Origin of the sequence: Ruegeria sp. HKCCA6707, assembly GCF_013033515.1 — a bacterium.
Classification (GTDB): domain Bacteria; phylum Pseudomonadota; class Alphaproteobacteria; order Rhodobacterales; family Rhodobacteraceae; genus Ruegeria.
In genome coordinates, this window is sequence record NZ_WQEG01000010.1 from 35049 (window position 1) to 50409 (window position 15361).

The following is a 15361-nucleotide window of genomic DNA, read 5'->3' on the forward strand; positions in this document are numbered from 1 at the left end:
GCTTAAAAGCGCGCTTACTCCGCGGCTTCAAGGTCGGTTGCGGGGGCGGAACCCTTTGACGGAACCTGACCGTTTTCAGCCGTTGCCTGGCCCATTCCGATCACCGGACGCCGGGGGTTTTTGTTGTGCATCAGCGCCAGCGCATCTGGGCGGGCATAGTGGCCGGCCGGGTCGGCTGCTGTTTTGGAATGCGAGATCAGGCCAAGGTCGATATCGGCGATGACCAGGCCTTCGGCACCATGTGCCAGGTTTTCGCCGAATTCAGCACCGTTGGGTCCAAATATCCGTGAGTACCCGCCTCCAACTTCGACAAATTTCTCATGCATCTCGTTCTTGACCAACAGATCATAGATCGGCTGATCAATCACGGAACAAGAAGCCAGAACAAAACACTGACCTTCCACCGCATAGATCTGGTTGACGTTCACGCTGACTTCGGGGCTGAAGGCCTTGGACAATTTGGCGTAGAGGCTAAAGGCCGGCCACGCCGCGCAGTGGATTTCTTCGTTTTGGCTGAACATTGCGTATTTGCTGAGCGGCTGCAGGTTTTCCCAGCAACACAGTGCGCCCACATTGCCCAGCTCGGTCTGGTTCACGAACATGTCGCTGCCGTCGCCTTCACCAAAGACCGAGCGTTCCACATGTGTCGGCTTTAGCTTGCGCCGGCGCGAGATAACCTCACCTTCGGGGCCATAGTGCCATTGCGCCATATAAAGGCTGCCGCCCTCGCGTTCTGAGACGCCGATGACAACATGGATGTTGTTGCGCCGCGCTGCCGCGCGCAGTTTGAGATCCTGTTCGCTGCCAGCAACGATAGCGTTCTGGAAGTAGGGCGCTGCGAACTGCATATTGATCGCTGGTGGGTTGAACCAAATCCACCAAGGGTAACCAGGCAACCAGGTTTCGGGGAAATTGATCAGCTGAACCCCCGCCTTGCCAGCTTCATCGATTAGACCAATGGCCTTTTCTACGCCCGCGTCGAGGTCAAGTAAAACAGGCGCGGCCTGTACCGAAGCAACTTTTACGATTTTTCCAAGAGGTCCATGTCCGGACATGATAGTCTCCCTGTTCTTTTGTCTGACAGTGAGGCTGGCAGGAATCTTGAGGTTCTTCTTAGCTGCATGGGCCAAAAAACTTGCGAATTTGGGACAATGCTGGCCCGAATATACAAGTCATTTGTAATTATTTCGTTTTGAAACTATCTTTGTTCTATCCAAACGCGGGGGCGGGATGCCGTCAGAGACGCATATCTACAGTACGGAAAGCATCCGGCCGGATCAGCGTTTTGATTTCTGGCGCGATGTCATCTGTGATGCCTATCTGCCGATCACCTGCACGACTCCAAAGCGTTCAGAGTTTCATGGCCAGATCAGTTTGACACGGTTGCCACGTCTGAATCTCTCGCGTGTGTCGGGCAGCCCGCAGCATGTCAGGCGCAGCAGATCCGAGATTGGACGTGATCGTGACGCCTATTTCATGATTAGCCTGCAGCTGTCCGGAACCGGGGCGGTGGTGCAAGCTGGGCGCGAGGCGGTTTTGGCAGCGGGCGATTTTGCGGCCTATTCGACCATAGAACCTTATGAAATCCGCTGTGAAACGCCGGTTGATCAGCTGATCCTGCAAGTTCCGCGTTCTGCCATGCTCGCCCGGTTGCCACAGGCAGATCTGCTGACGGCGCGCCGTATTCAGTCTACTGATGGGTTGGGCGGTATGCTGTCGTCGCAAATACGCCAAAGCGCCGATCTTGTGGCTGAACAATCAGTGCTCGTGCAACAGCACATGCGGGACCTGATGATAGACTACGTGGCCACTGGCCTGTCATCCCTGGCGCCGTCGTCTCTCGAACTCAGTCGGCCCGAGCATCTATTGCTGAACCGCGCTAAGGCCTTTGTGAAGGCAAATTTGCGCGACCACGATCTGAGCCGGGATAGCCTAGCCCGGGCCATGGGCATGTCGGCTCGCAACCTGTCGCGCGTGTTTGCGCGCGAGGGTGAGTCGATCGCCGGTTTCATCCGGGCGGCGCGGCTCGAGGCCATTGCCTCGGACCTGGCTGATCCAAGACTTCTCCGCATGTCGGTCACGGAAATCGCACTCAGATGGGGCATGCCCAACGCGCAGCATTTGTCCCGTCTGTTCAAGGAAACCTACGGGGTGTCGCCACGCGCCTACCGGGTTGAACAGCAGAAGATGCAGTGAGTCACAGATCGATTTCGATTACCCCGTCAGCCTCGGCCGCGCGGCTTTGGCAGAGGATGATCGAACCCTCTCGCTGCGCTTTGGACAGCACGAAATCGCGATGCTCGACATCGCCTGACACCAGGCCGCATTTGCAGACACCGCAGATACCGTCGCTGCATTTCACGTCGATGGGGATGCCGGCCTCAACCAGAACATCGGTGGCTGTCTTGTCGGCTGGTATGTGGAATTCTTTGCCACTGCGGGCCAGCTTGAGCGTAAAGTCGTGATTGACGTAATCGGGCGCTTCGGGGACCGAGAAATATTCCAGATGCCGCGCCTCTTCCGGGAAGCCCGCGCGTTCAGCTGCCTCCAGCACGCTGGTCATATAGCGGTCAGCCCCGCAGGTATAAACATGCCAGCCGGGCTGGTACCCGGCCATGACCTGATCCAGATCGGCCCGCGTGCCTTCATCAGTGACATGCAGCTCGACCCGGTCGCGCCATTCGAAGCCTTCGATATCCTCAAGCAGACCCATGGTCTCACGAGAGCGGCCTGAATAATGCAGCTCGAAATCAGCCCCTTTGGCGTAAAGCTCATGCGCCATTGCGATCATCGGGGTGATGCCGATCCCGCCCCCCATCAGTATCGATTTGGTGGCTGTGGGTTCCAGCGGGAAATGGTTGATCGGGTGTGAGATAAAGACCCGGCGACCCTCGGTGAAGATGCGGTGCATCAGTTTCGAGCCCCCGCGCCCCTCATCCTCGCGCAGCACCGCGATCTGGTATTTCGTTCGGTCAGCAGGGTCACCCGACATCGAATACTGGCGCAGGAATTCGGGCGCGACCACGATGTCCAGATGCGCACCGGCCTGCCATTCGGGCAGCACTCCGCCATCGACCGGGATGAATTCGTATTTCATCACCCCATCTGCCGTGGCTTCGGCCTTGGTGATGATCGCGGGGATCACCGGGCTTTCGCCATCGGCGGTGTAATTGTGAATGACACTGTCATCCCCCTGGGCGCGGCGGTCCTTGTATTCCTGAACCGAGACCATGGCCTTATAGGCCTCGATTCCCGCCTCGCGGTCCATGTTGAACGGATAGGGGTGGGGATGCGGTGCCAGCGGTGCGGGATAAACCGCAAGCGTCTGATCTTCGAATTTCAGATCCAGATCTTTTTGCAGTGCGCGTTGGTTGGTGGGCTCTTTGGTGGGGCGGTAACCGCCATCCTCCTGAATCTCCAGATCCCACCACCATTTCTTGACAGGATTGAGCGTACCATTGTCGACATAGTCATCCAGCTTGGCCAGCGCCGGTGCCAGTTTTGGCACATTCATTGCCGCCCAGCGGAAGGGGCGTTCCTTGAAGATGCCCTCAAGGTTCCACGGGCAGGTCTTCATGCAACGCCCGCACATGGCGCCACCTGGCGTGGTGACGCGATAGGTGGCGCATTTCTGGCTGTCGGATTTCCAGATCTCATAGCCGTTGAACATGGTCTTGGGCCCGGCCGTGATCGCGCCCGAGGGGCATTCGCGCGCGCATTTGTTGCAGCTTTCGCAGAAGGTTTGCAGCCCAAAATCAATCGGCTTGTCATGGGCCATTGGCAGCGTCGTGGTCACCGTGCCCGATTTCAGCCGGGGGCCCAGATAGGGGTTCAGGATGACCTCACCGATACGGCTGACCTCACCCAGACCAGACAGCAGCAACAGCGGCGGCTGCAACACCTCGCCATCCATCACCGTATGGGCCTTGGCCTCATATCCCAGGTTGCGGATCTGCTTGGCAATGACACCACCAAGTAGCGAAAACCGCAGATAGGCGCGCATGGATTGAGCCACCGCGATCCAGTCATCGCCGGAGGAGCCTTCCATCGTCTCATAGCCCTGATCGATGATCATATTGATCGATTGATCATGGGGCGGGTTCAGCACCTCGCCGCGCGCGTCATGGCTGTACCAGGCCCAATCGGGACAGCGTGAAATGCCAACCGCGTCGATGCCCAGCCAATAGCTGGTCGCCTTGACCAGATCCGCGGCCTCTTGCGGCTCGAGCGTGACCTTTTCCGGCGCAGGTTCACCGTCTTGCAACAACACAAACGCTCCCAGGGCTCGGCGTTGCGCCATCGATGGTGCGGCTTTGCGCACATAAAGCCCGCCGGTGGCGGCTTCTTGCACCTTTTTGCCCATATCGCCGAACTGCGCGCGGGCGAACATGTCGGCGCGTTTGGGCACGCGGGCTACGTTTTCTTCGTCGATATAGGTGGTGGGTTCGTCGATCCGTTTGAGCTTTTCAAACGGGTGCGCCCCGTCGACAAAACGCCGTTTGGCAAAAGGAACGGCGTTCATCGCGTTTTTCGCCGATGCAGTGCCAAATTTCCAGGCGGTGCCAAAGGCGGATGCGGGCTGTTCCGAGCGCGGGGCCAGCGGGGCGTCAGGCGCAAATTCGAACGTGGTGGTGACGGCGGCAAGGCCAAAGCGCGCGCCTACGTAAGGGTGCGCAAGAACGCCATCTTCGACTGTTGCCAGACCGGTCTGAACCGCCAGCTTGTTCAGATCGACGTCCGAGCTGGACACCGTATGGCCACGCGCGTCAAAGCCCAGAAGACGCAGGTAATTGGCCAGCACAACGGCGGTTTCAGCCGCCAAAAGCCCCGCCCGATGGGCCTGTGCATCTTTGATCCAGCCAGTGCCGACCTCATCCTGGTCAGGGTCGCGCGGATTTTCATAGAGAAACACCAGACAGTGGGTGTGGCCGTCGATACTGGTCGGCGGAGCCTCCATCGATTCTTTCAGATCGGCCATGATCATGTCGATGCCCGCGGCCAGAGTTTTTGTCTGACGCGTTTTCAGGTCATGGGCCAGCCGCGCGACATCTGGATTCTGGTGAGGGTGTTCCAGCACTGCCTCGGGCGGCAAAAGGCAAGTGCCGACCACAGCGGCATCCGCGAAATAGCCAAAGGATTTCAAATGATCCGCGCGCTCTTGCAGGTCGGTTGGAGTCTCGGCTACCGCCTTGTTGATCAACCCGTCGCGGATCGCGTCCAGCATCGCCTGATGTTCGCGCATCGCGTTCACGATCGACCTTGGATCAGACCGGCGCGCATAAGATAGATGCTGCGCCTCCGGTACAGACCCCAGATCCGGGGCGCCGGTGGCCCGCGCCAGCAACTCGGTCGGGTAAGGACCCATGTGAACCGGGCGGTGTTTGTCTGAGAAAAAGCGCAAAGTCATTGGCTATGGGCCTTAGTTGAACATTGTTTTGGGCAGCATCAGCGCGATATCGGGCACCGCCAGGATTACGACAATTGCCATAAGCATTGCGAACCAAAACGGCCAGATGCCAAGGAAAATTGTTGCCATCGGAACGTCGCGGGCAATTCCCTTTACGATAAAGACATTCACCCCGACGGGCGGTGAGATCAGCCCCATCTCAAGCGCGATAACAGCCAGAACGCCAAACAGGATCATATCCACACCCAACGGCTCAAGGATAGGTTGAACCACCGGAATTGACAGCACCAGCATGGCAAATCCGTCCAGGAACATGCCCAGGATGATGAACATCACCAGAAACGCAATCACGACCTGAAGCCCGGTGAAGCCCTGCGCCTCGACCCAGGAGGACAGAACAAATGTGATGGACGTGAAGCCGACAAAGGTTTTGAAGATAAAGGCCCCGAACAGGATCAGGTAGACCGATCCCGTTGCCCGCAGGGTCGAGCTGAAGACCTCGTTCATCGCTTGCAAGGTGCATTTCCCGCGCAGGGCCGTGACAACAAGGGTCAGCGCAGCGCCGATCCCTGCGGCTTCGACTGCTGAGAACGCTCCGCCATAGATGCCGCCAACGGTCAGCAGGATGATCCCGACCATGACACTGGCGCGTCCAAGCGAGCCCCATTTTTCCCGGCGGTCCACGTCTTCGGAAAGTGACGGCGCTTTCGACGGGTCCATACGGACGACGATCCAGATGGCGATGATGAAAAACAGGGTCAGCATCAGCCCGGGCAAGACACCGGCCATGAACAACCGACCAATGCTTTCTTCGGTCAGCATCGCATAGACGACAAAACCGGCAGAGGGCGGGATGAGAATCCCCAAAGTACCACCTGCGGCAATCGCACCTGTGGCCAGACCGTCATGATAGCCAAACCGGCGCATTTCCGGCAGGGACACGCGGCCCATGGTCATGGCCGAGGCCAGGCTTGAGCCAGAGAGTGCCGAAAACCCCGCGCAGCCGACCACCGCAGCCGATGCCAGCCCGCCACGGAACCTGCCCAACCAATTGTGGGCGGCGGTATAGAGATCCCGGCTGAGGCCAGAGACCCCTGCCAGATTGCCCATCAGCACAAAGAGCGGGATGATCGTGAGGGGATAGCTGGTGGCCTCGCTGAAAATCTCGCGCGCCAGCGAGGGCAGGGCGGCTTGGGGGCGGATCATCCAGATCCCCGCTGTACCCACCACCATCATGGCGATGCCCACCGGGGTTCTGATGTACAGCAAAAGCAGAAGGGTGATGAACCCAAGTGCGGCAATCGTCGTCAGGTCCATTATTCTGCAACCTCATTTGGGTCTTCACCGGCCCAATGGACCAGCCCGCTTGCGATCTGAACCAGCAGCGTCAGAGCAAAGAACCCCAATGCGATGGCCAGCGCGTAATAGAACGGAGCGTGCGGGATCGTCAGGTTGCCAGTGACATTGCCGCAGGCCAGACCGCAGTTTCCCTTTTTTATCAGCGCGCTGGCTGCCAGGATCAGGATGACAACTCCGACCCCGCGCGCGATCAGATCGGTCAAACGCCGAACCTTGCGGCCGAAATGCTTAGGCATGATGTTGACGGTGATATGGCTGTTCTGGGTGGCCCCAAAGGCGACTGCCGCCGCAGCCACAATCGCCGCCGTCATGGATGACAGATCCTGAAGCCCAAAGATCGGATCAACCAAAATGTAGCGCCAGATGACCCCAACCACAGTCAGGGTCATCAAAAGCAGCACTCCGACCGAGCCGACCAGGACAAACACATAAGAAAGCCGGTCCAGCCAACGCTGGGCCGAAGTGTGAAAGCTATGTGATCGGCCCTGCATCGGATCAGTCCTGGACCATCAATGTCATGATGTCGCCCACGGTCTTGTCCCCGGCAGGCTGAGCCAACAGCTCGGGCAGTACCGCGTCGATCACGGCTTGCATCTTGGCGCGTTCTTCATCGCCGATGTCGATAATCTCTAGCCCCGACTCTTCAGCAAGCGCCATACCCTTGTCGGAGATTTTGGCATAGGTTGCACCGGCCTGGGCCGAAAGCTCTGAGGTCGCGACCTTTTCTACCGCGGCCTTTTCCGAGTCGCTCAACCCGTCGAAAACTGCCGCAGACATGGCCACCGCAAACGAAGATGCGCCACCGGGGATGTCGGTGGTGACGTAGCTTCCCGCTTCGTGCAGCTTGAACGAGCCGATCCCCGCTGGGTCGATCATGACACCGTCAACCACTCCGTTGGCCAGCGCCTGGTTGATCTCGCTGACCGGCAACGCAACCGGAGAAGCGCCAAGAGCTTCCAGAAACGGCGTGCTGGTCGGGTCGACCACCCGAATGGTCATGCCTTTCAGGTCATCAACCGTGCGAACGGGCTTGTCCCGTGTGATCAGCACCGGTGGAGAGTTGGCCCACAATCCGATAATTTTGGCGTTGTATTCTGTCTCAAGTTCGCTGCGGGCCTTGTTGATGGCTGTGGTGCAGCTGATCGCGTCCACACAGATACCGGGCAATCCGATTACGGCGGTCTTGGGGAACAGCTTGTTGGTAAAGCTGGGCAGCAAGAACGCCATATCGGCGGTTCCGTCCAGCAACAGGGAATATTGCTTTGGCGGGCTCTGGTTCAGCGCGCCACCGGGAAATTGTCTGACCGTCAGTTCCCCATTGCTCACCTCTTCCAGCATTTCGCCCATGGGCGTGAAATAGCCTGCGTTCATCGGGTGTTTTGGCCCCATGAAATAGGCAAGAGACAGTTCACTTGCGGCAGCCGTTACAGGAACCAATGCTGCAAATGCCATCGCCAATAGTGGATGCTTCATGATCTTCTCCCAGCTGTAAGTTGCTGGCAGTCATAGTTATCAATGTAAACTATTAAATCAAGAAAATATTTGCACTAAGCTTTTTGGGCCCGTATCATGGGCATGTTTCTGGGCGACAATGAAATTGAAAAATGGCGAAAGACTATAAATTACAAGAACGTCTGGGGTTTCGGCTTAGTCGGCTGTCGAAGATGATGCAGACAAGGCTCGAGTTCAGTTTGCGAGAGCATGGGGTCACCAGGCTAGAATGGTGCATCCTGTCCGGCGTTGCGTTGGAGGGGTATGATTCACCTTCAGAACTGGCCGACCATATTGGCATAACACGGCCGGCTGTCTCGCGTCTTCTCAAGGGGCTTACCGAGCGTCGTTTGATCGAACGTGCTTTGATAAATTCAGACGGACGGTCCCGGAAGCTTACAGTCACCAAACAAGGAATGGACAGCGTTACGAAGTGTTTGCCGCTTGTCGAAAGCACGCAGGATCATTTCACCAAAAAGCTTACGGCCGCGCAGCAGTCTGCACTGAGTGAGACGTTGGATTTGATGCTGTCCGGTGAGGATACGTCTTTTGAAGACTTGTAGGGTTGGGGTTTAGATCCTTGGGTGCGTCGGGTGGCTGACGTTTCGAAACAAGAGCTACCGCCATTTTATATTTTTACCGATAGAAATAAAATATTAACACAAAAAGCGCCGCCTGTATTTTTGTATCGAACGTTATACAAATAGCGACCGGAAGATCTGGTGGTTTTGCACCGCCTGGGTCGCGTCAAAACGATGGCCGTCTCGAGGAATAGAGCGGTCCAATCAGTAAGGAAGCCCGGCATGTCACCAGATTCACCGCAAGCAAAAGAAGTGCGCAAAACTATCGAGCAGCTAATCGAAGGTGCCAGCTCCAACGATTTCTCGGTCCTTGATCGCATTTACCACGACGACATGGATATTTTCATGCTGGCGCCCGGAGGTGAGGTTCAACGCGCGAACAAAGATCAGTTCAAGGCGCAAGTGATCGCAAAAACGAATGAAGCGGCGGAACCTCAGACCTGGGCAAAATACCATGTAGTCGAGGCCGACGAAGAGCGCGGGCATGTCGTGATCAGCCGAAAGGTCAATCTGACGGACGAAACACAGATCATCACGCTGTCGATTGATCTGGTGCTGGAAGACGGACGTTGGCAGATCATCCGCGAGGTCATTTCGCTGTCCTGACGGCGAATTGGGAAACCGTTCTGCATTCCACTGATTGCACATCCAGAGGGGGCAGGGGCGACATGAAAGACTGGTCGCTGCGCCCGAAATCAACACGACTTGAAAGGAATTCACCATGAATCATGCGTCGCTAAACCGTCGCCAGGCTCTGGCCGGGCTCACGGCTTCGGCAGCCATGCTTGCTGCTGGTCGGGTACAAGCGTTTTCCGATGTGGCGATCGGCAACGCGACGCTGACTGCGTTGTCGGATGGCTCGCTGACGGTCCCTCCTGTGCTTTTTACAGGACTGGCCGAGGCTGATGCGGCTGCATTGGGTGAGACCGTTCAGCTTGCGGCCAATACCTATGCCTATCGGAGTGGAGACCGCGTGTTCTTGTTCGATGCGGGTTCGGGAAGCGATCACTATATCTCGCAGCAATTCCCGACGGTTGGACAATTACACGCTGATCTCAAGGCAGCGGGAATTGCAGCCGACGAGGTCACGGATATTGTGATCAGCCACATGCATATCGACCATATCGGAGGGTTGGTCGCAGGCGGAACTCCTGTCTTTTCTAATGCCTCGGTCCACCTGTCCGAGGCGGATTGGAACTTCTGGAACAACGAAGACCTGCCCGCCTCGGTGCCTGATCAGATGAAACCGATGGTCAACGCCGCACAACTGGTCAGTTCGATCGTGAAAGAGAATGTGGTGACCCACAAGACCGAGGCCGATCTGGGCGAAGGCGTCGTTCTTTTGCCGACGCCAGGCCACACCCCGGGACACAGTGCTGTTATGCTGACCTCGGGGTCGGAACAGATCATGTTGATTGGTGACGCGGTTGTGTCGGACAAGGTGCATTTCGCAAATCCCGACGTAGGCTGGGCGCTTGAGTTTGACAAGGCTGTCGCCGCCCAGACCCGCAAATCCATTCTGGATCAAGCGGCCACGGACAAGATCAGAATAGCAGGAAGCCATCTGTCGACACCCGGTATCGGATTTGTCGAAAAGGACGCAAGTGCCTACCGTTTTGTTCCGACCAGCTAAGGCTATCAAAGAAACACCCAGAACATGGGTGTTTCTTTCCTCTCCGGCGGAAGTCGTTCCGTAATAACGAACAGTCCTTAGAGGAGGGGCCATGTTTCAGAGGCGATCCAACCGCCCACAATAAGCATCAGGGAGAACCAACGATGACGTCAGACCAAACAGGATTTGACCTTGCCGAAAGCGTGATGACCTTGGCCAAGGCGCGCCATCTGCGCGACACGCTGGGTGCGCGGGCGCTGTACGACAAGGTTCTAAAGACGGCACGTGCGGCTGAGGGTAACGCGGTGATTGCCACCTCGGATGCAGCAGCATTGCAGGCCCAAGGGCCGCTGGCGGGGATCCCGTTTGGGGTCAAGGACAATATCGACTGTCTGCCGTTTCCGACAACCGGTGGCTCGCCCGGTTTGTTGGAAAACCTTCCCGAGGCCGATGCGCCCCCGGTCGCGCGACTGAAAGCAGCAGGAGCTTACGTTCCCTTCAAGCTGAACCTGCACGAGCTGGCCTTTGGCATCACGTCGAACAATGCGCATTTCGGCGCGGTCTCGACGCCCTTTGATCCTATGCGCGTCGCGGGCGGGTCCTCGGGGGGCAGTGCGGCTGCGGTGGCGCGGGGGCTGATCCCCTTTGCGCTTGGGACCGATACCGGTGGATCAACCCGTATTCCGGCTGCGTTTTGTGGTGTGGTCGGCTTCCGGCCCAGCGTCGGGCGATATCCTGACGGCGGTGTCCTGACGCTCAGCACCACGCGGGATACCGTTGGCCCGATTGCGTCCTGTGTGGCTGACCTGCAGGAAGTCGATGGCCTGATCGTACCGGATGACAGTGAAACACCTGGCATCGACCGTCCTTTACGGATCGGGCTGATCTACCGGCACGCAGGGCTGTCGAACGCAGTGGACGCGCGGTTCGAACAGGCGGTCACGGCGCTTGAAGCGGCCGGGCTGGCCCAGTTTGTCACCCTAAGCGACACCGTGTTCGATGGGCTTGAACAACAGATGGGGCAAGCCATTGTGGTAAACGAGGCCCATCGGGTCTGGACTGATTTCTGTCAGAACCGGTTGGGTAAATCCTTGTCCGAATTTGCGGAAACGATTGGCAGCCCCGACGTGCGCGGTGTGTTTTCCGCGCTTCCCGATCTGTTGGAGCCCACGGCCGAGCCCTTTGCAGCGGCGCATGCTGGTGGGGGGCTAGCGCGGCTAAGGTCTGCCTATGCCGATCTGTTTGATCGCGAAAGCCTGGACCTGATTGCCATGCCCACGGTGCCGGTTCAGCCTCCGCTGATTGGCGAAGATGAGACAATCGAAACCGATCAAGGTCCGCAGCCAACCTTTCCGACTGTTATTCGCAACACCTCGCTGGCCAGTCTGACGGGGGCGCCGTCGCTGTCACTGCCAGCAGGGCTGGATCGCGACGGCTTGCCGGTGGGATTCATGCTCGAGGCCCGCGCCGGCCACGACCGCTTCTTGCTGGCGGCGGCCGCGCGTTTAGAGACGGTCCTGAACAGCTGAACCCAATGCCTGATCCCTAGGTTTTGCCCAACCGGGCTGCGATGCCTGCAAGCGTGCCCTGACCGCCACAGCTGCTTTTGCGGATGATCCTGTCGCTGAACTCAATGCTGTGAACGATGCGTTTAACGCGGGCATTGCCGAACAGGACGTTCAGGGGCTTTTGGGTCTTTACCGGGAAAACACAATGTGGATCGAACCGGGAAAGCCAATGACCGAAGGCTTGGATGAAGCTCGGAAACTGTTTGAGTTCGTGACGTCGAAAAACGGTGACGTCACCCATTCAATCAACCATCTGTTTGTGTCCGATGACACCTCGCTGGCTGTCATGATCGGTGATGTGAACGTCAAAATCGAGTCCGCCGGAATCGACGGGCACGGGACGTATCTGTATGTTCTTGATCAGGTCGACGACGAATGGAAGATCATCGGCGACATGTGGAATCAGGTGGCAGAGTAAAGCCGTAACCTGAAAGCCATTATTCCCCACGCCGCTTGTGTTCCAAGGGTGTGGGGTTATGGTCTTTGTTTTATGAACACTGGCTTAAGCGCCGATGAAGACCAGCGCTTAGCCCTTACAGAGTTCAAAGGCCTCGCGTAGAACCTTCGTGTCGCCAATATGGTTGGACAGAACCAATATCAGCTTGGCATTCAACGCTTCGCTTTCGTCGTCTGTCAGCCCTTCGTGCAGCTTGATCAGATCAGAATAGAACGCATCGGGCGTTTCAATGTTTGGTTTGGTGATCAGGTGGCCCATATCTGTCTTATCCTTTTCCGCAGGCGGTACGAAGTGCCTGGCGCAACGCATCGCTGTCAAAGCGGTCCCACCGGGCGGTGACATGCTGATCAGGTCGGATCAGGTAGACGGCGGATTTTGCATCGCCCAGATATCTTTCGGACAGGACGCCCGTCGGATCGTCTGACGCCGACAAGGCAAGCCGCGACACTGTGATACCGTCATCCTCAAAGCTGTCGGGTGCATCGGTGTCGATGGTCAGCAAGATAAACCCGTCCCCCATTTGGTCCAGCAGGAACCCTTCGCTTAGCGGCGCATCAGGGCAAGGGCTTCCGACCCGAGTACGAGACGGGCCTCCAGTCAACGCGTCTTCACCGTTCAGCGACAGCCCGTCATAGGTGCAGGGCAGGGACAGCCTACCAGAGTTCACCAGCGGTCGCGCGAATTCTTGTGTTTTGGCCAGATTCAGCACCGCGTTGCGGAACGTATGACTGATCTTGGATTTCGGCGTGATGAAATCGGTGGACCGGGTCGAGTTCAGAATATTCTCATCCGCGCCATAGGCCCGTTCTTCGTTATAGCTGTCGATCAGGCTTTCAGGCGCTTTGCCTGCAAGCACAAGGCCCAGTTTCCAGCCCAGATTGTCGACATCCTGCATCCCAGAATTCGCGCCACGCGCGCCAAAAGGCGACACCTGATGCGCTGCGTCTCCGGCAAAGATCACACGGCCTTTGCGGAAGTTCTCCATGCGGCGGCATTGGAACGTATAGATCGAAGACCACACGATGTCATATTCCACATCCTCGCCCAGCATCGCATCCAGACGAGCGCGGATGTTTTCCTCTTTCAGCTCTTCCTTGCGGTCGACATCCCAACCGATCTGGAAATCGACCCGCCACACGTCATCGGGTTGCTTGTGCAGCAAAGTCGAGGCACCCGATTTGAAATAGGGCTCAAACCAGAACCACCTTTCGGTGGGAAACTCGGTCGATTTCATTTTGATATCGGCAATCAGGAAACTGTCCTGGAACACCCGACCTTCAAAATCCAGCCCCAGCATATTGCGCAGGGGTGAGCTGGCGCCGTCGCAGCCGATGACCCAATCGGCCTCAAGCTGATAGGGGCCATCGGGCGTCATCACATCCAGCACCACATGGTCGTCTTGCGCATCTACCGCATCGACGCGGTTTTTGCCCCGGATCTGAATCGGCGCGCCCTTTTCCTGCTCGGCGCAGATCTGTTCGAACAGGAATTTTTCAAAATAGGGCTGCTGAAGATTGATGAAGGCCGGATTGCGGTGACCTTCCTCGGGTAGCAGGTTGAACTCATAGACTTGTTCCGCGTCTTGGAACACTTTGCCCAGGTTCCACACCACGCCCTTGTCCCGCATCGGTGCACCACAGCCGTAGCGATCTGCAATCTCCAGCGTGCGTTTGGCGAAACAGATGGCGCGGCTGCCCATGCCAATGCCTTCGTGGTCGTCCAGGACAACAACGGGGATCCCCTGCCGTCCCAGATCAAGCGCTGTGGCCAACCCAATTGGCCCGCCGCCGACAACCACTACAGGATGGCGTACGGCTGAATCCACGTCCTGATCCGCAGATCGGGTGTAGGGATAGAGTTTGAATGCAAGTGTATAACGATCGTCGAACACTGGAATTCCTTTCTGACCAAGTGGGGTTGGCGGCTGAGTGGATCAGCCCTGAAGCTGTTCCCACATCTCGATATCGCGCTTGTCGGTCCAGATACGTGGCGTATCGATTCCGCGGGCTTCGTCATAGGCGCGGGCGACGTTGAACGGCAGGCAGTGTTCGTAAATCGCGTAGTCGGCGAATTTCGGGTCACATTCTGCGCGCACGGCGTCCCAGGCCTCTTTCAGGCTGCCACCACGCGCAGCGACCTTGGCGGCCGGGCGATAGGTGCTTTCGACAAAGTCGCGGGTGTTTTCGATGGCGGCGTTGACCATGTCGTGCCCCACCAGCGCGTCGCCGCGTCCGGGTGCGATGGCGTCCACATCATAGGCTTTGATATTGTCCAGGGTCTGGCCCCAGTCACCAAAGTGACCGTCGCCGCAATAGCAGGCCGAGTGGTATTCGACGATGTCACCGGTGAACATCACGTTCTGATCGGGTACATGGATCACTGCATCACCCGCCGTGTGGGCCCGGCCCAGATGTTTGATATCGACCCGGCGATTGCCCAGATAGACGGTCATACTGTCGCTGAAAGTGGTCGTGGGCCAGGTCAGGCCGGGGATGCTTTCATGGCCTTCAAAGAGGCGCGGGAAGCGTTGGAATTCGCTGTCCCAATCCTCTTGTCCGCGCTCCACAACCATGGATCGCGCCTTGTCAGACATGATGATCTGATCCGCCCCAAAGGCCGAAGCGCCCAGAACGCGCACCGCGTGGTAATGCGTCAGCACCACATGGCTGATCGGCTTGTCGGTGACTTCGCGGACCTTCTCGATCACCTTGCCGGCCAGGCGCGGTGTCGCCTGCGCTTCGACAATCATCACGCTGTCATCGCCGATGATTACGCCCGAGTTTGGGTCGCCCTCGGCAGTAAAGGCATAAAGCCCTTCGCCGATCTCATCGAAGGTGATTTTCTTTTCGGTCAGGTCGCCTTGCGAGGCAAATGCTTTGGCCATGG

The 15361-nt window shown here is 57.7% G+C and carries 14 protein-coding genes; 6 read left to right on the forward strand and 8 right to left on the reverse strand.

All coding sequences use genetic code 11. The annotated features are described in order from the left end of the window. Positions 1–14: 14 nt before the first annotated feature. Positions 15–1055 carry a carbon-nitrogen hydrolase family protein gene (locus GOW40_RS18640; protein WP_171133441.1) on the reverse strand — a complete coding sequence of 347 codons (1041 nt, stop codon included), beginning with the start codon at positions 1053–1055 and terminating at the stop codon, positions 15–17. 175 nt (positions 1056–1230) lie between these two features. Between GOW40_RS18640 and GOW40_RS18645 the strand changes: the two genes are divergently transcribed. Further along, the gene (locus GOW40_RS18645) at positions 1231–2196 is read left to right on the forward strand and encodes a helix-turn-helix domain-containing protein (RefSeq protein ID WP_171133439.1); all 966 of its coding nucleotides are present in this window, start codon (positions 1231–1233) and stop codon (positions 2194–2196) included. 1 nt (position 2197) lies between these two features. Here the strand turns inward: GOW40_RS18645 and GOW40_RS18650 are convergent, their stop codons facing one another. Genes GOW40_RS18650 through GOW40_RS18665 form a run of 4 tightly spaced genes read right to left on the reverse strand, consistent with a single transcriptional unit; the run spans position 2198 to position 8239 of the window. Next, positions 2198–5407, reverse strand: coding sequence for a 2Fe-2S iron-sulfur cluster-binding protein (locus GOW40_RS18650; protein WP_171231116.1), 3210 nt, complete (start codon positions 5405–5407; stop codon positions 2198–2200). A gap of 12 nt (positions 5408–5419) precedes the next feature. Further along, the gene (locus tag GOW40_RS18655; RefSeq protein ID WP_171231117.1) at positions 5420–6724 is read right to left on the reverse strand and encodes a TRAP transporter large permease; all 1305 of its coding nucleotides are present in this window, start codon (positions 6722–6724) and stop codon (positions 5420–5422) included. Then, the gene (locus GOW40_RS18660) at positions 6724–7257 is read right to left on the reverse strand and encodes a TRAP transporter small permease (protein ID WP_171136753.1); all 534 of its coding nucleotides are present in this window, start codon (positions 7255–7257) and stop codon (positions 6724–6726) included. Before GOW40_RS18660 ends, GOW40_RS18655 begins: the two co-directional genes overlap by 1 nt. Positions 7258–7261: 4 nt before the next feature. Then, positions 7262–8239: a TRAP transporter substrate-binding protein gene (locus GOW40_RS18665; RefSeq protein ID WP_171136752.1), complete on the reverse strand. Its 978-nt coding sequence runs from the start codon at positions 8237–8239 to the stop codon at positions 7262–7264. A gap of 131 nt (positions 8240–8370) precedes the next feature. On the opposite strand from GOW40_RS18665, the gene GOW40_RS18670 reads away from it, so the two are divergent. The 5 genes from GOW40_RS18670 to GOW40_RS18690 all read left to right on the forward strand — a co-directional run bounded on the left by GOW40_RS18670 (position 8371) and on the right by GOW40_RS18690 (position 12436). Further along, on the forward strand, positions 8371–8820 hold the full coding sequence (locus tag GOW40_RS18670; protein ID WP_171102050.1) for a MarR family winged helix-turn-helix transcriptional regulator: 450 nt from the start codon (positions 8371–8373) through the stop codon (positions 8818–8820). Between the two features lie 240 nt (positions 8821–9060). Next, positions 9061–9444, forward strand: coding sequence for a nuclear transport factor 2 family protein (locus GOW40_RS18675; protein WP_171133429.1), 384 nt, complete (start codon positions 9061–9063; stop codon positions 9442–9444). Positions 9445–9559: 115 nt separating this feature from the next. Further along, positions 9560–10471, forward strand: coding sequence for an MBL fold metallo-hydrolase (locus tag GOW40_RS18680; protein ID WP_171231118.1), 912 nt, complete (start codon positions 9560–9562; stop codon positions 10469–10471). 143 nt (positions 10472–10614) lie between these two features. Continuing rightward, entirely contained in the window at positions 10615–11979 is a 1365-nt protein-coding gene (locus GOW40_RS18685; RefSeq protein ID WP_171133424.1) for an amidase family protein, read from the forward strand. A gap of 109 nt (positions 11980–12088) precedes the next feature. After that, positions 12089–12436, forward strand: a complete 348-nt coding sequence (locus GOW40_RS18690) for a nuclear transport factor 2 family protein (protein WP_171133423.1) — start codon at positions 12089–12091, stop codon at positions 12434–12436. Positions 12437–12544: 108 nt separating this feature from the next. Here the strand turns inward: GOW40_RS18690 and GOW40_RS18695 are convergent, their stop codons facing one another. From GOW40_RS18695 to GOW40_RS18705, 3 genes are read right to left on the reverse strand one after another with little or no spacing between them, the layout of a single operon-like run. Then, on the reverse strand, positions 12545–12733 hold the full coding sequence (locus GOW40_RS18695) for a DUF2783 domain-containing protein (protein ID WP_171102038.1): 189 nt from the start codon (positions 12731–12733) through the stop codon (positions 12545–12547). Positions 12734–12740: 7 nt separating this feature from the next. Next, positions 12741–14366, reverse strand: a complete 1626-nt coding sequence (locus tag GOW40_RS18700) for an FAD-dependent oxidoreductase (RefSeq protein ID WP_171231119.1) — start codon at positions 14364–14366, stop codon at positions 12741–12743. Between the two features lie 42 nt (positions 14367–14408). After that, positions 14409–15359: an MBL fold metallo-hydrolase gene (locus GOW40_RS18705; protein ID WP_171102036.1), complete on the reverse strand. Its 951-nt coding sequence runs from the start codon at positions 15357–15359 to the stop codon at positions 14409–14411. Between the last annotated feature and the right edge of the window lie 2 nt (positions 15360–15361).